This is a genomic window from Zoogloea sp. 1C4 (assembly GCF_009469605.1).
In the GTDB taxonomy this organism is placed as follows: Bacteria; Pseudomonadota; Gammaproteobacteria; order Burkholderiales; family Rhodocyclaceae; genus Zoogloea; species Zoogloea oryzae.
Genome location: NZ_SSXU01000037.1, coordinates 1 through 17,434, shown reverse-complemented (window position 1 = coordinate 17,434; position 17,434 = coordinate 1). Strand labels below are relative to the sequence as shown.

The following is a 17,434-nucleotide window of genomic DNA, read 5'->3' as shown; positions in this document are numbered from 1 at the left end:
CCAGCAGCGATTGGGGATCGAGTGTTTGAGTTCATACTGTCTATTTATCAATGACTTAACGGTATGAATTTTACCGAGAGTGGCGCGGGTTCACAAGGGGGTTGGCGTTAAGTTGGGAGCATTGCCTGCGCGACAACCTGACCTTGGACGCCCTACGAGCAGGCATTGATAACTCTGGCCTGTCCGATCACCTGAAAGAGCTAGCCCAGACGCGCCTGCTGTTCGCCAGTGAATACATCGACGATAACCAACGGCTTCAAGACCTGATTCGTCCGGGCCGCTTGATCATCGTGGATCTGCGTGACGAGTACATTGAAAAGGATGAGGCGCTCGGTCTGTTCGTGGTGATGTTGCAGATTTTCTCGGAAGCGACTTACCAAGGAGGCGCCTTTAACAAGCTCGTGGTATTTGACGAAGCCCACAAGTACATAGAGAACGATGATCTAGTTTCCGGGTTGGTTGAAGTGGTTCGGGAAATGCGACACAAAGGCACCAGCATCATGGTCGCGTCCCAAGACCCGCCATCGGTTCCCGTTTCTCTGATTGAGCTGTCCTCACAGATCATCATGCACAAGTTCAACTCGCCAGCCTGGCTTAAGCATATCCAGAAGGCCAATGCCGCCCTCGGAGAGTTGACTTCCGAGAAAATGAGTCACCTCGGTGCAGGCGAAGCCTATGTTTGGTCAAGCAAGGCCTCAGATGACTCGTTCACCCGCGGCGCGGTGAGAATCAAATGCCGTCCACGCATCACCCAGCACGGTGGCAGCACAAAGACGGCAGTTGCTGACCAGCAATAGCAATGCGAGTAGGCCTCACCAATCTGAACGAAACGAAGGCGACCTCCTCCAAATGAGAACTCCCCTCCTGTGGGAGTGAGTTAGGCACTTCAGCCCCCTCCTGGAACCCATTTGCGGACGGGGTGCGGCTCTCCTGCTCCCGCACCCCAACCGCGCCACGCCAACCACGAACGTAAATCCGGCACCCTGCCGATTCCGATTGTTTGCGGCGGGTTCCAGCCGACCACCGCAGCATTCCGCCATCCAGACGACTGCGGAATGGTGTGATGACGACCACAGGCAAACCAACGACCGACTGCCGCCGCGCGCCGGCATTGGCCCTGGTCCTAGCCGTCGCGCTGGCCAATGCCTCGCCCGCGTCAGCCGGCGATGCCTCCCCAGAGCATGCACAGTTGGCGGCCCTCGCGCGCCAGCTCGACCTGATCGACCGCCTCGCCGAGCACGCCGCCAATACCGCTCCGCAGGAACGCGCCCGCTATCACTTCGACTACGCCCGACTGCGCGCAGACCTGAAGCGCGTTCGCGCCGGCCTGCAGGACTACCTCGTGCCCCAGCGCGCCCAGCCGCGCGATCCCGTCCCGCTGGCCGGCGACTACGTCCGCCGCGACCGCGCCGACGACGAGGAGCCGTCGCCATGACGCCATCTGCCGATCAGGTCGCCGCCTTCCAGGCCAACGGCGGCTTTGCGCCTTCGGCCGTCTCTGCCGTGGTGCTCGCTTTCGTGTTCGCCGTGTTGCTGCTGTGGGGCGTGTGGGCCATGCGCACCGCCTACGTCGGCTGGGCCGAGCACCGCATCACTGAACGTCAGTTCCTCGCCGTCGTCGTGCGCTTCGTGGCGATGTACCTGGTGCTGACCTTCTTCCTCCTCTCCTGACCGTCACGAAAGGCCATACGCCATGAACACGCCACCGACACCCCATCGCATTCCGTCCCGCATCGCCGCACCGCTGCTGCCGCTGGCGCTCGCGGGCCTGCCGCTGTCGGCCTTCGCGCAGGGCCTGCCGACCATGGAAGACCCATCGCGCGGCCAGGGCAGCGGCATCCTGCAGACCTTGCAGAACTACGGCTACGACATCGTGCTGCTGATCGCGCTGCTCGTGGTCGCCTCGATGTTCGTCGGTGTCTGCTATCACGCCTACACACGCTACTCGGAGATCCACACCGGCCGCGCCACCTGGGGCCAGTTCGGCCTGACGGTCGCCGTGGGCGCGATCCTCCTGGTGGTCGGCATCTGGCTGCTCACCAAGGCCACCGGCGTGCTGTAAGGGCGGCAAGCGATGGCCGTCCCTTCGGAGACCCTGCGCGACACGCTGGTGACCTTCCTGCCGCACCGGCTGAACCGCCAGCCGGTGGTCGTGCGCGGGCTGACCGCCGACGAGTTGTGGATCTGCGCCGGCCTGTCTGCCACAGCCGGGTTCGCGCTCGGCCTGCCGCTGGCCTGGCTCACGCACAGCATCGCCATGGTGCCCACGCTGATCGTCGCTGGCATCGCGCTGGGCGTCTTTGTCGGCGGCGGCTTCCTGCGCGCGCAGAAGCGCGGCCGGCCCGACACCTGGCTGTACCGGCAGCTCCAGTGGTGGCTGGCGCTGCGGCATCCGGCGCTGGCAGCGCTCCTGGGCGGCCAGCGCCTCATCACCCGCTCGGGCTACTGGACTACCCGGCGCAACGCCGATCGAGGTGCGCCATGAGCGCGCCCGAACGGCCGCCCGAAGGGCGCGCGAACCTCCCTCGGGGAGGATGTCGCGTCAGCGACAGGAGGGTAGTTCAGTGAGCCGTTTCAAGAACGAGGTTGCGCACCTGCAGGCGCACGTGAAGACGTTGCGCCTGGGGGCCGGCGCGCTGGTCGTGGTGGCGTTGCTGCTCGGCTTCGGTTGGTGGAGTGCGCCGAAGAGTCTGACCATCCATGTGCCGCCGGACCTGCGCTCGGGCAGCACGCGCAAGTGGTGGGACGTGCCGCCCGAGAGCGTGTATGCCTTCTCGTTCTACATCTGGCAGCAGGTACAGCGCTGGCCCACGAACGGCGAAGAAGACTACCCGCGCAACCTGCGCGCGCTGTCGGCCTACCTGACGCCGAGCTGCCGCGCCTTCCTGCAACAGGACTACGAGTACCGGCGCGCCAGTGGCGAGCTGCGTCAGCGCGTGCGCGGCATCTACGAGATTCCCGGCCGCGGCTACGGCGATGATCCGGCCGCGCGCGTCAAGATGGTCTCCGACCGCGACTGGATCGTCACGCTCGACGTGAGCGCGGACGAATACTACGGCTCCGAGCAGGTCAAGCGCGCCCTGGTGCGCTACCCCATCAAGGTCGTCCGGCTGGACATCGACCCCGAGCACAACCCCTTTGGCCTGGCGCTGGACTGCTACGCCAGCGCACCCCAGCGCATCGAAACGCCGCCGACGCCGACCCAGGCCGGCGCGCCCGCCAACGCCTCCGGCCACCTGCAGGGAGACTCCCCATGAAGCCCGTTGCCTTGTCGGCCCTGGCCGGCGTCCTGCTGACCCTCGGTTTCGTGCCGGGCGGCCAGGCCGTGGAAATCCTGCGCTGGGAGCGCCTGCCCCTGCCGGTGCCGCTGGTGGTCGGCCAGGAGCGCGTGGTCTTCATCGACCGCAATGTGCGTGTCGGCGTGCCGGCCAGCGTCGGCGACCACCTGCGTGTGCAGAGTGCGGGCGGCGCGATCTACTTGCGGGCGAGCGAGCCGATTCCGCCCACGCGGCTGCAACTACAGGACGTGGAATCCGGCGCGCTGATCCTGCTCGACATCGCCGCCGAGCCGGCGAAGGACGGCCAGGCGCCGCTGGAGCCGGTGCGCATCGTGAAAGCGGAAGCCCCCGCGAAGCGCTACGGCGGCGGTGCAGCAAGCGGCGCGGACGAGCAGGCCGATGCGCCCGCAGACAAATCCGTACCCCGGCGCGAAACGCCGGTACCGGTCGTGCTGACGCGCCATGCCGCACAGAACCTGTACGCGCCGCTGCGCACCGTCGAGCCGGTCGCCGGCATCGGGCGCGTGAACCTGCGCCGCGACCTCGCGCTGGACACTTTGCTGCCGACGCTGTCGGTACGCGCGCGGGCATTGGCCGCGTGGCGCCTGGAAAACCAGTGGGTGACGGCCGTGCGGCTCACCAACACCGCCGCGCGCTGGCTCGACCTCGACCCGCGCGCCCTGCAGGGGAACTTCGTGGCGGCGACCTTCCAGCATCCGAACCTGGGGCCGGCCGGCACCCCGTCCGACACCACGGTGCTCTACCTGGTCACGCGCGGCCACGGCCTGGCCGAGTCGCTGCTGCCGGCGCTGAGCCCGATCGACGCCAGCGTGAACCTGCCGCCGGCCGCCGCGGCCGGCTCGACCGGAGGAGCGCGCGATGAAGAGTAATCCGCTGCTCAAGTGGCTGCTGATCCCGATGGCGCTGCTGCTGGTGTTCGTCGGCATCAAACTGTTCTCCGGCGCCCCCGGCGGCCAGCCCGCCCCCAAGGGCGCGGCCAGTACGCTCACGCCCGAGGAGATGAAAGCCCTGGGCATCGCAGGCGATACCCCGCGCGATACCGTCGCCACGCTGGTCGCCCAGGTGAAGCAGTTGCGCACCGAGCTGCAGAGCGCGCTCGGCGACAACAAGCAGCACAAGGCCGAGAACGAGCGCCTGCGTGCGCGGGAAAGCGCGATCGATCAGCGCATCCAGAGCGCGCTGGAAGGCGAACGCAACCGCCTGGAGCAGGAGCGCACCCAGGTGGCCAGTGACAGGCAGCAGACCCAGGGGCTGCTGCAGGATCTGCAGCGGCAACTGGACGGCCTTTCCGGCAAGGGTGGCCCGTCCGACCTGCCCGTCGGGCTGGGCCTGGAAGAGGGTGACGGCAAGCGCTTCAACCGCGGCACCAGTGGCACGCAGTGGGTCGAGCCCGACGATGCCAAGGTCGACGCCAGGAACGGCAGCAAGGAGCCGAGCTTTCCCCTGAGCTTCGGGCCGGCCCAGAAAAGCCTGTCGGCCGCAGTGGAATCCGTCGCCGACGTCGGCAGCCGCGCGGTGGGCGCATCCACGAAGGCGGTCTACACCGTGCCGTCGAACTCGACGCTCATGGGCTCGATTGCCATGACGGCGCTGATCGGGCGCGTGCCGATCGATGGAACCGTCAACGACCCGTACCCGTTCAAGGTGCTGATCGGCCCGGACAACCTCACGGCCAACGGCATCGACATCCCCGACGTTGCCGGCGCCGTGGTCAGCGGCACGGCCTCGGGCGACTGGACGCTCTCGTGCGTGCGCGGGCAAATCCGCTCGGTCACGTTCGTGTTCCAGGACGGCACCATCCGCACGGTGCCGGAGGACAACAGCAAGGGCGGCAGCAGCGGCGGCAACTCGGGTCACAACGGCGCCAGCATCCAGGGCGGCCTGGGCTGGATCAGCGACCCCTACGGCATCCCCTGCGTCAGCGGCGAGCGGCGCAGCAACGCCCAGCAGTACCTGGGCAGCCAGGCGCTCATCACCGCGGCCGGCGCCGGCGCGGCCTCGCTCATCAAGTCCGACAACGGCAGCGTGGCCGTGGTCGCCAACAGCAACGGCTCGCTGGGCACCGTCGGCATCAGTGGCAACGAAGCGATGGGCCGCATCCTCGCGGGCGGCGTGCGCGACATGGCCGATTGGGTCAACAAGCTCTACGGCCAGGCCTTTGCGGCGGTCTACGTGCAGCCCGGCGCCAGGGTGGCCGTGCATCTGGAGCAGCCGCTCGACATCGACTACGACGCCAAGGGGCGTCGGGTCCACCACCGCACCGGAGAAGCCCATGCCTCGGATCTGGATTGACGCGGCCGCCGTGCTGCTGGCGGCCACCCTGCTCGGCGGCTGCGCCACCAGCAAGGAGAAGCTGCTGCCGCACGGCGACAGCACCATGCTCGACATCTGGCATCAGGAGACCGGCGGCAGCGCGGGCGGCGGCCAGGCCGCGCGGCAACTGTTCGATGCGCGCCAGGGCCTGCGCCGGCCGCCGGTCGAGGCCGATGTGCAGGCGGCGCCCGGCGCGCAGGCGCGCTACACCCGCACCGCGCAGAACGAGATTTACCGCCAGTTCCACCGCCTGCCGAACCCCGACCTGGTGATGTACGTGTTCCCGCACCTGGCGGGCACCGACCCGGTGCCGGTGCCCGGCTACAGCACGGTGTTCCCGCTCTACCAGCGCGTGCAGTACGCGATGCCGGGCGAGCGCGTGGAGGACTACTGATGGCCTGGTCGCTGTCGTGGTCACGCAAGGGCGACGCATCGCCTGCTGACGCCGTGGATGCGACCGATGATGCCTGGGCACGGCACGTGGCGGCCTTGGTGGCACAGGGTGTCGCCGAGCCGGGCAGCGCGCTCGGCCGGGGCCGGCGCAGGCCGGCCACCCAGGCCGACCACGATGCGCTCTATGGCGTCGCGCCGTCGTTCGCGGACTTGCTGCCCTGGGTCGAGTACCTGCCCGACACGAAGTGCATGTTGCTGGAAGACGGCCAGTCGGTGGCGGCCTTCTTCGAGCTGGCGCCGGTCGGTACCGAGGGCCGCGAGATGGCCTGGCTATGGCAGGCGCGCGATGCGCTGGAGAACGCCCTGCAGGACTCCTTCGACGAGTTGGACGACAACCCCTGGGTGGTGCAGCTCTATGCCCAGGACGAGGCCGACTGGGACAACTATCTGCGCTCCCTGGCGAACTATCTGCAGCCGCGTGCGCAGGGCAGCGCGTTCAGCGACTTCTACCTGCGCTTCTTTGCCCATCACCTGCGCGCCATCGCCAAGCCGGGGGGCTTCTTCGACGACACCACGGTGACGCGCCTGCCGTGGCGCGGCCAGGTCCGGCGCGTGCGCATGGTCGTCTACCGCCGCACGCCCGCGACCCCGACCCTGCGGCGCGGCCAGTCGCCCGAGCAGGCGCTGACCACGATCTGTGACCGCCTCGCCGGCGGGCTGGGAAATGCGGGCGTGAAAGCGCGGCGTCTCGGCGCGGCGGACATCCACGCCTGGCTGCTGCGCTGGTTCAACCCGAATCCGACTTTGCTCGGCGCCACGGCCGAAGATCGGGAACGCTTCTACGCGCTGACCCGCTACCCGGAAGAGCGGGAGGAGGGCGAGATCGAGCTCGCCAGCGGCACCGACTTCGCGCAGCGCCTGTTCTTCGGCCAGCCACGTTCGGACGTGCCCAACGGCCTGTGGTTCTTCGACGGCATGCCGCATCGGGTGATCGTGATGGATCGCCTGCGCACGCCACCCGTGACGGGTCATCTGACGGGCGAGACGCGCAAAGGCGGCGATGCCATGAACGCGCTGTTCGATCAGATGCCCGAAGACACGGTGATGTGCCTGACGCTGGTCGCCACACCCCAGGACGTACTGGAGGCGCACCTCAACCACCTCGCCAGGAAGGCCGTCGGCGAGACCCTGGCCTCGGAGCAGACCCGCCAGGACGTGCAGCAGGCGCGCGGCCTGATCGGCAGCGCGCACAAGCTCTACCGCGGCACGCTGGCGTTCTACCTGCGCGGCCGCGACCTGGCCCAGCTCGATGCGCGCGGCCTGCAGCTCGTCAACGTGATGCTCAACGCCGGTCTGCAACCGGTACGCGAAGAGGACGAGGTGGCGCCGCTGAACAGCTATCTGCGCTGGCTGCCGTGCGTGTTCGATCCGGCGGCCGACAAGCGCCAGTGGTACACCCAGCTCATGTTCGCGCAACACGCGGCGAACCTGGCGCCGGTCTGGGGCCGCAGCCAGGGCACGGGGCATCCGGGCATCACGTTCTTCAACCGCGGCGGGGGCCCGATCACCTTCGATCCGTTGAACCGCCTCGACCGGCAGATGAACGCGCACCTGTTCCTGTTCGGCCCCACGGGTTCGGGCAAGAGCGCGACGCTCAACAACATCCTGAATCAGGTGACGGCGATCTATCGGCCGCGCTTGTTCATCGTCGAGGCTGGCAACAGCTTCGGCCTGTTCGGCGACTTCGCGGCACGGCTGGGCCTCACCGTGCATCGCGTGAAGCTCGCGCCCGGCGCGGGCGTCAGTCTGGCTCCGTTCGCCGACGCCTGGCGCCTGGTCGATACGCCGAGCCAGGTACAGACGCTGGACGCCGATGCGCTCGACGAAGACCAGACCGATGCCGGCATGGCCGTGGAAGGCGACGAGCAGCGCGACGTGCTCGGCGAGCTGGAGATCACTGCACGACTGATGATCACCGGCGGCGAGGACAAGGAAGAAGCCCGCATGACGCGCGCCGACCGCAGCCTGGTCCGCCAGTGCATTCTTGATGCGGCCCAGCATTGCGTGGCGGATAGACGCACGGTGCTCACGCGCGATGTGCGCGACGCGCTGCGCGAGCGCGCTCGCGACGCCACGCTGCCGGAGATGCGGCGCGCACGGCTGCTAGAGATGGCCGACGCCATGGATATGTTCTGCCAGGGCGTGGACGGCGAGATGTTCGACCGGTCCGGCACGCCGTGGCCCGAGGCGGACATCACCATCGTGGACCTGGCCACCTTCGCGCGCGAGGGCTACAACGCCCAACTCTCGATTGCCTACATCTCGCTCATCAACACCGTCAACAACATCGCCGAGCGCGACCAGTTCCTGGGCCGCCCGATCATCAACGTGACGGACGAAGGCCACATCATCACGAAGAACCCACTGCTCGCGCCCTACGTGGTCAAGATCACCAAGATGTGGCGCAAGCTCGGCGCCTGGTTCTGGCTCGCCACGCAGAACCTGGACGACCTGCCGAAAGCGGCCGAGCCCATGCTCAACATGATCGAGTGGTGGATCTGCCTGTCGATGCCGCCCGATGAAGTCGAGAAGACCGCGCGCTTCCGCGAACTCAACGCTTCGCAGAAGGCGCTGATGCTTTCGGCCCGCAAGGAGGCCGGCAAGTTCAGCGAGGGCGTCATCCTGTCCAAGTCGATGGAAGTGCTGTTCCGCGCTGTGCCACCCAGCCTCTACCTGGCGATGGCGATGACCGAGCCCGAGGAGAAGGCCGAACGCTTCCAGTTGATGCAGCAGCACGGCATCAGCGAGCTGGATGCCGCCTTCCGCGTGGCCGAGAAGATCGACCGTGCGCGGGGCATCGAACCTCTGGCGCTGGACACGTTGGCCTGACGGGAGCGACACGATGCGCATGCCTTCCTTCGCCCGCCGTCATCCCCGGATCGGTCTGCTGATCGTGGCAACGATTGCGGTGGCCTCGTGGATGCTGCTGCGCGCGCCGCATCCGGCAACCGAGTCCATGTCCCTGGTCGCCGCCGGGTCCGAAGCGCCGAAACCGGCCGGCCCGCCCTGGCTGTATGGCCGTGCCGATGCGCGCTTCACGGTGGTCGGGTACGCCGACCTGGAGTGTCCGTACTGCCGGGCCTACTTCCCCGCGCTCAAGCGCTGGATCGACGCCCATCCCGAGGTGAACTGGCAGTGGCACCACCTGCCGCTGTCCATGCACGAGCCGGCCGCGACTGCCGGGGCGCGCTTGGCCGAGTGCGCGGGCGAGACGGGCGGACACGCCGCGTTTTGGCAGGCCGTGGCCTGGCTCTACGCGAACACCCGTGGCGACGGCCAGGGCCTGCCGGAAGGCCTGCGCTATCCCGACCTCACACCAGCCATGCAGGGTTGTCTCGACAGCGATCGCCCCGATGCCGTCATCCGTGCCCAGGCGGCGGAAGCGGCACAGCAGGGCATCGGGGCCACGCCGGCCCTGCAACTGCGCGACCGCGAGTCCGGCAAGACCCTCCTGCTGCACGGCCCCGTCGAAGGCGACGCCTTGCTGTCGGCCATCGACCTGCTTGCCGCCGGCAGCACGACCGCAGCCGAACCCGCCCATTCCCCAGACATGCCCGCCGGCGTCGCCGGTGACATGCCCAGGTAGCCATCGATCTTCAAGGCTGCGGCGCGGCTCGTCCGCGTTGATCGAAACCCGTTCGCATCGCATCCCTTGACGCGAACAGCCACCGCATCCGCGGTGGTGGATGCCCGCTCGTCACCTGTTCCATCCCCATCGTCCCCAGGAGGGTTTGCCCTCCAGGGGCAGGCGCCCTCCGATCTCATCCATTGGAGGTTCGCCATGTCGCTCGTCATCGCCGACTCCCGCCCGGAGTCGCTCACCCTGATCGCCGCCCAGCACGAAGACTGGATCATCCGGCAGGCCATCACCTTGCTGGAGAACCGCGTGTTCAAGGCCGGTCCGGCGCTGGGCAGTCCCGCCGCCGTGCGCGACTACCTGCGCCTGAAACTGGTCGCGGAGCCGAACGAAATCTTCGCCGTCGTGTTTCTCGACAACCAGCACCAGGTGCTCGCCTTCGAGCCGCTGTTCAAGGGCACGGTCGACCAGACTTCGGTGTATCCGAGGGTGGTGGTCCAGCGTGCGCTGGCGCTCAACGCTTCGGCGCTGATCCTGGCGCATCAGCACCCCTCGGGGAACACCGAGCCCTCGGCCGCTGATCGTGCGATCACCGAGCGGCTGAAGAGTGCCCTGGCCACCGTCGATGTCCGGGTGCTGGATCACTTCATCGTCGGCAAGGGCAGCCCGTACTCGTTCGCCGAAGCCGGCTTGCTGTAGCAGCACCAGCGGACGCGCATTCATGTCATCACCACGGGAGCCATTGGCTCCCGTTTCCTTTCGCCGACCCGCCGAGAAATCGGGACTGACCGGTTTCGGTTTCTTTGTCGTCCCCTGATCTGCGTTGCGCTCGACTACGAGTCTGCATCGACTCCGCGGAGGCGCGACATGCCGGCTCATTCCCTCAACCTTCCTGCCGCTTCGCGGCGCCCCCTGGCCACGAGGCTGGCCGCTGGACTGTGCGCCGCGCTGCTCGGTCCCATCGCGGCGGCCGCCGATGTGCTCATCGTCACCGACAGCCGTCATCCGGTGCAGGCCCCGGCCGGCGTGCGGATCATCGAGCTGGACCAGGCCACGCGCATCGAGGTCGAACTCGCCGCGCACCTGCCGGCCGACCCGCAACAGGCCGCGGCCCTGGTGCGGCAGCGGTTGCATGACGGCGGCGAGGCGCTCCAACGCCGCATCGGCCATGCCTACCAAGGTGTCGCGGATGCCTGGGGGCTGGGCATCGCCAAGATTCCCGCCGTGGTGGTCGATCGACGCTACGTTGTCTACGGCGAGCCCGACGTGCCCCGCGCCGTCGCGCGCATCAACGCCTACCGGAGCACGCAGCCATGAGCCTCCTGCTGGCTTCCCGGCGCCTGCGCGCCACCGTCGCCTCGCTGCTGCTGAGTGCGGCCACGTCGACGTTCGCCCTGGACACCGCCACCATCGTCTCGTCGGCGCTGTCCCCCGACTGCCTCGAATACCGCGTGGTCGGTATCTGCTACTGGCTGTACTGCACGCCCTTCGGCTGCTCGGTTCGCACTTCCGTCAAGGTGCGCCACTACGTCCCCGATGCGGTGGTGTCGAGCTACTCGAACACTGGCGAAAACCCGTGGCTGGAGGTCAGGGCGATGAGCATGCCCAACCCGACCGCCAAGGCTGGCGGTGACGGCACGACCAATCACGACAACGAGAACAACCTCGCCAAGTTCAAGAACGCCGATGTCATCGGCCATCCGGCCGGGCTGGTGTTCAGCCAGTTCGCCAGCGCCTCCGGCTACACCTGCGAAGGCGCTGGCACGGCCTTCATGCCGTATCTGCTGAGCACGCTCGACACGATCGCCTGGCGCTACAACATCCCGGAAGCGTTCTACCCCGAAGCGCTCATCCCCGGCCGGCGCGAAATCGGTACGCGCACCGGCCTGAACCTCTGGGGCAACGTGTATCCCCGCGGTGGCTTCCTGCACCAGACCGACGACCACAAGAGCGGCGCCGTGGTCGCGCAGCGCGCGGGCGACATCGTGACGCGCCGCAACCAGATTCACGTGTACCAGCCTCTGCTGGCCAACGCCCGCGACGGCTACTGGCCGGCCGGCGCGCTGATGGAGACCGACGCCTCGACGGGCAAGTGGCAGGAGCTGACGCCCACGCTCTCGAACAGTTGCGTGGTCTTCCCGCACAGCCGCTCCCGCGTGCAGGCCCAGCAAGGCGACTACGCCTGGGCCTTGTGGCGGCCGTACTCCTGCTGCCGGCGCCGTGGCCAGGTCTTCCTCGGCAGCGTCGATTTCATGTGAGGAACCCACGATGAACGCCTCCCTCCCTGACTTCCTGCGCCGCGCGAAATCGCCCCTGGGGGCCACGCTGCTCGTGGCGGCCATCACGCTGGTCGTCGGCGTCGCCTGGGGGCAGACGCGCATCGATCCCAATGGCGTTAACGTCAGCGGCAGCGTGATCGGCGACGACGTGCTCTACAGCATCGGCGGCGGCCGGGCCGTGTCGATGGGTGGTGCCGGCAACATGCAGAGCATCGGCGTGGGGATCGGCTGGAACAGCAACCTGATCTGCGGCGACATGAGCATCACCACGACGCTGCAGAACCAGCTCAACGGCATCACCAACGGCTTCCAGACGATCATGAGCAACGTGATCCAGAGTGCCACCAGCGCCGTGGCCTCGCTGCCGGCCCTGATCATCCAGCGCGCCGACCCGGGTCTCTACAACCTGCTGACCAACGGCATCCTCCAGGCGCGCCTGGACTTCGACCGCTCGAAGATGACCTGCCGGGCCATCGCCAATCGGATGGCGGACATGGCCGGCGGCCAAGCCGGCTGGGACCAGCTCGCCGAGGGGATGGCGCTGCGGGATGCGGTCAGCAGCACCGATGCCGTCTCCGCCATCGAGCAGGCCGAGTCCAACAAAGGGAACAACGGCGTGCCCTGGGTCGGCGGCGGCAACGCGGGCGGCTCCGGCCAGAGTTCGATCAAGGTGGTCGGCGACGTGACGCGCGCGGGCTACAACCTGCTCAACGGGCGCAACGCCACCGATACCTCGTCGATCGCGCGCAGCGCCTGCGGCAACCGCCTGACCTGCCAAACCTGGTCCTCGCCCCAGGCGGCCGCCGACTGGGCGACCCGCGTGTTGGGCGAACGCGAGCAACGCACCTGCGAAAACTGCACGAAGACCCAGACCACGCCTGGCGTCGGGCTCACGCCAATGATCCAGGAAGAGTACGAGACCAAGCTGCAGGTGTTGCAGGAACTGGTGACGGGCGCCCGGCCGACGACGCTGGCCAATCTCGACGCGGCCGGCAGCAGTTCGCTGCCGATCACCCGCGGCGTGATCGAGGCCCTGCGTGACGAGCCCGACCAGGACGTGCTGGGCCGGCGCCTCGCGTCCGAGGCGGCGCTGTCCAGCGTGCTGGAGAAGGCCCTGCTGCTGCAACGCACGTTGCTGACCGGCAAGAAGGAGCCGAACGTCGCCGCCAACGAGCTGGCCGTGCAGGCGGTCGACCAGGAGAACAGCGCACTGGAGCAGGAGATGAACAACCTCAAGACCGAGCTGGAGCTGCGGCGCACGCTGGCCGGTAACTCGGCGATGGCGATCATCCAGCGCCACAGCACCCGCGCTGCCGGCTCGCGCGGCGTCTTCGAGGGCGACACCACACGTGACCGTCTGCGGGAAGTCCAGAAGCCGCGGAGCGGTACGCCATGAGCCGGCTTGCCTGGCTGCGGCTGCCATGGCTGTTCAACCGCCGCGTCGGCGTGGCGCTGTTGTGGACCTTGCTGGTGGTGGCCGCCGCGGTGGCGGTGAACATCGCCGGCATCCACGTCGTCGGCGGCGTCGAGGGCTGGCAGCACTGGCTGCAGGCGCATGCCGGCCATTTCTTCGTGTGGCGGCTGTGCCTCTACGGAGCGACGGCTTACGGCTGGTGGTGGATGCGTCGGCGCCTGTTGCGGCGGGAGCCGTCACGCGAGACGCATCAGCGCCTGCTGCGCACGGAGATCGCGGCCGTGATCGCCGTGGTCGCGCTGGAAGCCAGCCAACTGTTGCGGCACGGATGAGACCGGGAGGCAGGCATGACGCTCTACACCACGGACTACCTGGAGTATTACCTGACCCTGGTGGCTTGGGTGGTCAACAACGGCATCTGGAACATCCTCGTGGCCAGTGGCGTGTTCGCGCTGCCGTTCGTGGCCATCGTGATCCAGGAATGGCTCAAGGCCCGCAGCGAAGGTGCGGACGAGGGCAACAAGGGCGTGCTGTCGTCGATGCGCATCGAGAACCGGGTGTGGGTGGCGATCGTGGTCATCATGTTCGCCGGCATCCCGTTCATCCCGGTGGATCTCGCCACGATCAGGTTCGACACCACGCGCTCCGCGCAATGCCAGGTCAACGTCCCACTGCCCAACGACACGGGCTGGGCCAACGTCTACACCACGCTCGACAACCAAAGCGCGCTGGTGCCGGTGTGGTGGTTCTTCATGCACGCCATCTCGAAGGCGGTCACCGGCGCCGCGGTGGCGGCGATTCCCTGTGGCACGGACCTGCGTCAGATTCGCATGGAAGTCGATGCCACGCGCATCGACGATCCGGTGCTGGCACAGGAGGTCGCCGACTTCACGCACGACTGCTACGGGCCGTCGCGCGCCAAGCTGTTCATGAACCGGCCGACGCTCTCCGACGAGCAGGTGAACGACGTGAATTGGATTGGGTCGAGCTACTTCCTCGACACGGCCGGCTTCTACGACACCTACCACTCCCGCACGCCGCGCACGGCCTGGCCCTACGACGCGACCCGCGATGCAGGGTTGGCACAGGTGGACAGCGGCGGCGGCTATCCGTCCTGCCGGCAGTGGTGGGCCGATGGCGGCCAGGGGCTGCGCAGCCGGCTGCTGGCACAGGTCGCCCCGGACCTGCTGACCCGCATCGGGCGCTGGGCAGGGTTCCTGTCGCAGAGCGAGGTCAATGACTCGGTGATCCGCGCCGTCGTCTCACCGCGGCAGCAGAAGATGAACCAGGGCGCCGTCTACACCGACTACGGCGGCCAGATCGACAAGACGCTGCCGAACATCGTCACGCGCGGCGCGGGCGACCTGGGGCTGACCGTCGGCTCGCTGGCCTTCTTTCCCGCGATGGACGTGGTGCGCCAGGCGCTGCCGATGGTGCTGACGATGCTCAAGATGGCGCTCGTCATCTGCATCCCGCTGGTGCTGCTGATCGGCACCTACGACCTGAAGACGGTGATGACGGTGAGCTGCGTCCAGTTCGCGCTGTTCTTCGTGGACTTCTGGTTCCAACTCGCGCGCTGGATCGACAGCACGATCCTGGATGCGCTCTACGGCTGGGGGTTTGGCGCGGACAGGCCGCACGCCAACTTCGACCCATTGATCGGCCTGAACAATGCGTTCGGTGACATGCTGCTGAACTTCGTCATGGCAACGATGTTCATCGTGTTGCCGACGTTCTGGGTCATGGCACTCGGATGGGCAGGCGTTCGCGCCGGAAACTTCCTGGGCGGTCTTATCACTGGCACGTCCGATGCGAAGTCGGCTGGGGGTAGTGGCTCTCGCCTTGCGATGACGGCTGTATCGAAAGGTGCTGCGAAGTAAGGAGCACTCTCTCGCGTTGATGCGGCAGCTACGGCTCGTCGGGATCGCCCATGTCGATCCGCCAGTCATCTTTGTCGTACAGGCCGACGCCCGAGTGTCCGTCTCTAAGTTCCGGCTGCTTCTCGTCGTCCTCGTCGGCGTTCCGCGCGAGCCATGCGGCGACCACCGCAAAGGCCAGCAGCAGGACGAGCCAGGATACGGTGTATAGCAGCATGCCAAGTACGGCCAGCTTGACGATCCAGAGCACCGCCGTCGCCGCGCCCGCAGGCACCCCGCGCGTCACCAGCCAGCCGGCGACACGCTGCTCGCGGCGCAGGTATCCACGCCAGGCACGGCCAGCCCCCCGGCCCAGCCGGTGGCTCCAGCGCCCGTTGTGCGTGTTGGCGGTCATGCTCATATGCCTCGGCTTCAGTGGTGCCTCACCTCGCGGAGCGGCCGGTCGTGGCCTGCCCTCCAGCATAGACCGCGATCAGGAGGGCGGGTTGCGCCCGGCAGAGCCGGGTTGGCTCGGGTCGTAGGTCGATTAGATTATGCACAACAAATCAAACCTTATGCTACTTTCCATGCACGTTCTTGCAATGGCTCTAGGGGTCGATTGGATTCTGTGTTATTTTTATAACATGGATCGAAATTCTCGGCGCCAGGTAATCAAGCGACTGCAGGCGGGACTCTCCCGTGGGGCGCCGTTCGACCTTGCCACCCTGAGCCAGTTCGGGGTGTCGCCCCAGCTCGCCGCCCACTATGCCGACGGCGGGTGGCTCGTGCGCCTGGCCCATGGCGTCTATGCCTTCCCGAACGATGAGTTCGGGGTCTACGGCGCGCTGAAGTTCCTGCAACAGCGCGTGCCCGACCTGCACGTCGGCGGCAAGAGCGCCCTGGCCCTGCAGGGTGTGCGGCACAACCTGGGTAGCCGGGAGACGCTGGTGCTGTGGGGCGACGGTCGCTTCGCGTTGCCGGCCTGGTTCACTTCGCGCTTTCCGGCCCGCTATGTCCACGCCCGCCTGTTCGACTGGCCGGACACGGCGCTGGCCGGCAAGACCCTGACCACGCCGCCTGGCCTGCCCGAGGATCTGCGGGTGGCAGCCCCCGAGCGTGCCGTGCTGGAGCTGCTGTACGAAGCCGGCGTCAAGCAGAGCCTCGAAGAGGCCCGCAACCTCTTCGATGGACTGCGTTCCCCCCGCAAGGACTTGCTCGGGCAACTGCTGTCCTGCTGCGCCAGCGTGAAGGCCGTGCGCCTGTTCCTGACCTGGGCGCGCGAGACCAGCCTCGTGGATGTCGATGCCCTGCTGGAACAGTACCCGGTTCGCACCGGCAGCAACACGCGCTGGATGAGCCGGCTCGATGACGGCACCTTGCTGAGCCTGAGACCTCATGGATAAGACCTACGCGGACACCGTTCGCCTGCTGCTGGCCGTCGCGCCCGACGTGTTCGCCAACGACATCTTCGCCATGAAGGGCGGCACGGCCATCAACCTCTTCGTGCGGGACATGCCGCGCCTGTCGGTGGACATCGACGTGGTGTACCTCCCGTGGCAGACGCCGCGCGACGAAGCGCTGCAAGCCATCAACCAGGAGCTGGCCGCCATCGCCACGCGTGTTGTACCGCTGGGCGTGCAGACACGCCTGGTTCGCGCCAAGGACCTGGGGGACACCAAGCTGATCGTCGAGAACGACGCCCACCAGGTGAAGATCGAGGTCAACGTCGTGTTCCGAGGCAGCGTGCTGCCCGTCGAGCGGCGGCCGCTGAGCGCCAGGACCAGCGATCTGTTCGGCGTCGAGTTCGAGCTGCCGGTTCTGGCACCGGACGAGCTGTACGCCAGCAAGCTGGTGGCCGCGCTGGATCGGCAGCACCCCCGCGACCTGTTCGACGTGTGGCAGCTCTTTGAGTCGGGCGGCATCAGCGACGGCATGGTCGAGTGCTTCGTGATCTATCTGGCGGGCCACAACCGGCCGCCCCACGAAGTGCTGTTCGGCAACGACAAGGACATCGCCGGCGAGTACGAGCGGGCCTTTGTCGGCATGACCGAAGTGGACTGCTCCCTGGAGACACTGCTCGACGCTCGCGCCAGGATGCGGCGCGAGCTGCCACAGCGACTGAGTAACCGTCTTCGAAGTCAAGCGCAATGAAGCGACTTGTCCCAAGGTTTTGCAGTGCGCACCATGGCGTTGAGCGTGGTGAGCAACTTGCGCATGCAAGCGACCAGGGCGACCTTGGGCAA

General features: G+C 67.5%; 19 protein-coding genes and 2 pseudogenes. 19 read left to right on the top strand and 2 right to left on the bottom strand.

Annotated elements, in window-relative coordinates; translation table 11 throughout:
• The first annotated feature begins 143 nt into the window (after window positions 1-143).
• The 17 genes from GH681_RS21760 to GH681_RS21680 all read left to right on the top strand — a co-directional run bounded on the left by GH681_RS21760 (window position 144) and on the right by GH681_RS21680 (window position 15,215).
• Window positions 144-797, top strand: a complete 654-nt coding sequence (locus GH681_RS21760; protein WP_228112022.1) for an ATP-binding protein — start codon at window positions 144-146, stop codon at window positions 795-797.
• 266 nt (window positions 798-1,063) lie between these two features.
• On the top strand, window positions 1,064-1,435 hold the full coding sequence (locus tag GH681_RS21755) for an RAQPRD family integrative conjugative element protein (protein ID WP_153163631.1): 372 nt from the start codon (window positions 1,064-1,066) through the stop codon (window positions 1,433-1,435).
• Window positions 1,432-1,671 (top strand): TIGR03758 family integrating conjugative element protein, encoded by a 240-nt coding sequence (locus tag GH681_RS21750; RefSeq protein WP_003140997.1) that lies wholly within the window; start codon window positions 1,432-1,434, stop codon window positions 1,669-1,671. Before GH681_RS21755 ends, GH681_RS21750 begins: the two co-directional genes overlap by 4 nt.
• A 22-nt stretch (window positions 1,672-1,693) precedes the next feature.
• Complete coding sequence (locus tag GH681_RS21745) at window positions 1,694-2,062, top strand: TIGR03745 family integrating conjugative element membrane protein (protein ID WP_016446157.1); 369 nt, start codon at window positions 1,694-1,696, stop codon at window positions 2,060-2,062.
• Between the two features lie 12 nt (window positions 2,063-2,074).
• Window positions 2,075-2,485 (top strand): TIGR03750 family conjugal transfer protein, encoded by a 411-nt coding sequence (locus GH681_RS21740; RefSeq protein WP_153163630.1) that lies wholly within the window; start codon window positions 2,075-2,077, stop codon window positions 2,483-2,485.
• Window positions 2,486-2,564: 79 nt separating this feature from the next.
• Entirely contained in the window at window positions 2,565-3,257 is a 693-nt protein-coding gene (locus GH681_RS21735; protein WP_041013409.1) for a PFL_4703 family integrating conjugative element protein, read from the top strand.
• Window positions 3,254-4,168, top strand: a complete 915-nt coding sequence (locus GH681_RS21730) for a TIGR03749 family integrating conjugative element protein (protein WP_153163629.1) — start codon at window positions 3,254-3,256, stop codon at window positions 4,166-4,168. The genes GH681_RS21735 and GH681_RS21730 overlap by 4 nt, the downstream gene beginning before the upstream one ends.
• Complete coding sequence (locus GH681_RS21725; protein WP_153163628.1) at window positions 4,158-5,591, top strand: TIGR03752 family integrating conjugative element protein; 1,434 nt, start codon at window positions 4,158-4,160, stop codon at window positions 5,589-5,591. The genes GH681_RS21730 and GH681_RS21725 overlap by 11 nt, the downstream gene beginning before the upstream one ends.
• Window positions 5,572-6,006, top strand: a complete 435-nt coding sequence (locus GH681_RS21720) for a TIGR03751 family conjugal transfer lipoprotein (RefSeq protein ID WP_153163627.1) — start codon at window positions 5,572-5,574, stop codon at window positions 6,004-6,006. Before GH681_RS21725 ends, GH681_RS21720 begins: the two co-directional genes overlap by 20 nt.
• Window positions 6,006-8,894, top strand: a complete 2,889-nt coding sequence (locus tag GH681_RS21715; RefSeq protein WP_153163626.1) for a conjugative transfer ATPase — start codon at window positions 6,006-6,008, stop codon at window positions 8,892-8,894. The genes GH681_RS21720 and GH681_RS21715 overlap by 1 nt, the downstream gene beginning before the upstream one ends.
• Window positions 8,895-8,907: 13 nt before the next feature.
• Window positions 8,908-9,651 carry a thioredoxin domain-containing protein gene (locus tag GH681_RS21710; protein ID WP_153163625.1) on the top strand — a complete coding sequence of 248 codons (744 nt, stop codon included), beginning with the start codon at window positions 8,908-8,910 and terminating at the stop codon, window positions 9,649-9,651.
• A 195-nt stretch (window positions 9,652-9,846) separates the two neighbouring features.
• The gene (gene radC / locus GH681_RS21705) at window positions 9,847-10,341 is read left to right on the top strand and encodes a DNA repair protein RadC (protein ID WP_003292123.1); all 495 of its coding nucleotides are present in this window, start codon (window positions 9,847-9,849) and stop codon (window positions 10,339-10,341) included.
• Between the two features lie 168 nt (window positions 10,342-10,509).
• Window positions 10,510-10,959, top strand: coding sequence for a TIGR03757 family integrating conjugative element protein (locus GH681_RS21700; RefSeq protein ID WP_153163624.1), 450 nt, complete (start codon window positions 10,510-10,512; stop codon window positions 10,957-10,959).
• Window positions 10,956-11,900: a TIGR03756 family integrating conjugative element protein gene (locus tag GH681_RS21695; RefSeq protein ID WP_153163623.1), complete on the top strand. Its 945-nt coding sequence runs from the start codon at window positions 10,956-10,958 to the stop codon at window positions 11,898-11,900. The genes GH681_RS21700 and GH681_RS21695 overlap by 4 nt, the downstream gene beginning before the upstream one ends.
• A gap of 10 nt (window positions 11,901-11,910) precedes the next feature.
• Entirely contained in the window at window positions 11,911-13,317 is a 1,407-nt protein-coding gene (locus tag GH681_RS21690; protein WP_153163622.1) for an integrating conjugative element protein, read from the top strand.
• A complete protein-coding gene (locus tag GH681_RS21685) occupies window positions 13,314-13,667 on the top strand; it encodes a hypothetical protein (protein WP_003292115.1) in 354 nt (117 codons plus the stop codon). Before GH681_RS21690 ends, GH681_RS21685 begins: the two co-directional genes overlap by 4 nt.
• 15 nt (window positions 13,668-13,682) lie before the next feature.
• Window positions 13,683-15,215 carry a conjugal transfer protein TraG N-terminal domain-containing protein gene (locus GH681_RS21680; protein WP_153163621.1) on the top strand — a complete coding sequence of 511 codons (1,533 nt, stop codon included), beginning with the start codon at window positions 13,683-13,685 and terminating at the stop codon, window positions 15,213-15,215.
• 28 nt (window positions 15,216-15,243) lie between these two features.
• Here the strand turns inward: GH681_RS21680 and GH681_RS21675 are convergent, their stop codons facing one another.
• Window positions 15,244-15,612, bottom strand: a complete 369-nt coding sequence (locus GH681_RS21675; RefSeq protein WP_194271313.1) for a DUF3742 family protein — start codon at window positions 15,610-15,612, stop codon at window positions 15,244-15,246.
• Window positions 15,613-15,835: 223 nt separating this feature from the next.
• Between GH681_RS21675 and GH681_RS21670 the strand changes: the two genes are divergently transcribed.
• Together GH681_RS21670 and GH681_RS21665 are read left to right on the top strand one after the other, a co-directional pair.
• On the top strand, window positions 15,836-16,594 hold the full coding sequence (locus GH681_RS21670) for a type IV toxin-antitoxin system AbiEi family antitoxin domain-containing protein (protein ID WP_194271312.1): 759 nt from the start codon (window positions 15,836-15,838) through the stop codon (window positions 16,592-16,594).
• A pseudogene (locus tag GH681_RS21665) lies at window positions 16,587-17,315 on the top strand (nucleotidyl transferase AbiEii/AbiGii toxin family protein); the annotation flags it as partial. The gene GH681_RS21670 and the pseudogene GH681_RS21665, both read left to right, overlap by 8 nt.
• 14 nt (window positions 17,316-17,329) lie before the next feature.
• On the opposite strand, the pseudogene GH681_RS21660 reads toward GH681_RS21665, so the two are convergent.
• A pseudogene (locus GH681_RS21660) lies at window positions 17,330-17,434 on the bottom strand (IS110 family transposase); the annotation flags it as partial.

Coding starts and splice junctions, on each gene's coding strand:
- GH681_RS21755 (WP_153163631.1), top strand. CDS start 1,064: ATGACGACCACAGGCAAACCAACGACCGACTGCCGCCGCGCGCCGGCA.
- GH681_RS21750 (WP_003140997.1), top strand. CDS start 1,432: ATGACGCCATCTGCCGATCAGGTCGCCGCCTTCCAGGCCAACGGCGGC.
- GH681_RS21745 (WP_016446157.1), top strand. CDS start 1,694: ATGAACACGCCACCGACACCCCATCGCATTCCGTCCCGCATCGCCGCA.
- GH681_RS21740 (WP_153163630.1), top strand. CDS start 2,075: ATGGCCGTCCCTTCGGAGACCCTGCGCGACACGCTGGTGACCTTCCTG.
- GH681_RS21730 (WP_153163629.1), top strand. CDS start 3,254: ATGAAGCCCGTTGCCTTGTCGGCCCTGGCCGGCGTCCTGCTGACCCTC.
- GH681_RS21725 (WP_153163628.1), top strand. CDS start 4,158: ATGAAGAGTAATCCGCTGCTCAAGTGGCTGCTGATCCCGATGGCGCTG.
- GH681_RS21720 (WP_153163627.1), top strand. CDS start 5,572: ATGCCTCGGATCTGGATTGACGCGGCCGCCGTGCTGCTGGCGGCCACC.
- GH681_RS21715 (WP_153163626.1), top strand. CDS start 6,006: ATGGCCTGGTCGCTGTCGTGGTCACGCAAGGGCGACGCATCGCCTGCT.
- GH681_RS21710 (WP_153163625.1), top strand. CDS start 8,908: ATGCGCATGCCTTCCTTCGCCCGCCGTCATCCCCGGATCGGTCTGCTG.
- radC (WP_003292123.1), top strand. CDS start 9,847: ATGTCGCTCGTCATCGCCGACTCCCGCCCGGAGTCGCTCACCCTGATC.
- GH681_RS21700 (WP_153163624.1), top strand. CDS start 10,510: ATGCCGGCTCATTCCCTCAACCTTCCTGCCGCTTCGCGGCGCCCCCTG.
- GH681_RS21695 (WP_153163623.1), top strand. CDS start 10,956: ATGAGCCTCCTGCTGGCTTCCCGGCGCCTGCGCGCCACCGTCGCCTCG.
- GH681_RS21690 (WP_153163622.1), top strand. CDS start 11,911: ATGAACGCCTCCCTCCCTGACTTCCTGCGCCGCGCGAAATCGCCCCTG.
- GH681_RS21685 (WP_003292115.1), top strand. CDS start 13,314: ATGAGCCGGCTTGCCTGGCTGCGGCTGCCATGGCTGTTCAACCGCCGC.
- GH681_RS21680 (WP_153163621.1), top strand. CDS start 13,683: ATGACGCTCTACACCACGGACTACCTGGAGTATTACCTGACCCTGGTG.
- GH681_RS21675 (WP_194271313.1), bottom strand. CDS start 15,612: ATGAGCATGACCGCCAACACGCACAACGGGCGCTGGAGCCACCGGCTG.
- GH681_RS21670 (WP_194271312.1), top strand. CDS start 15,836: ATGGATCGAAATTCTCGGCGCCAGGTAATCAAGCGACTGCAGGCGGGA.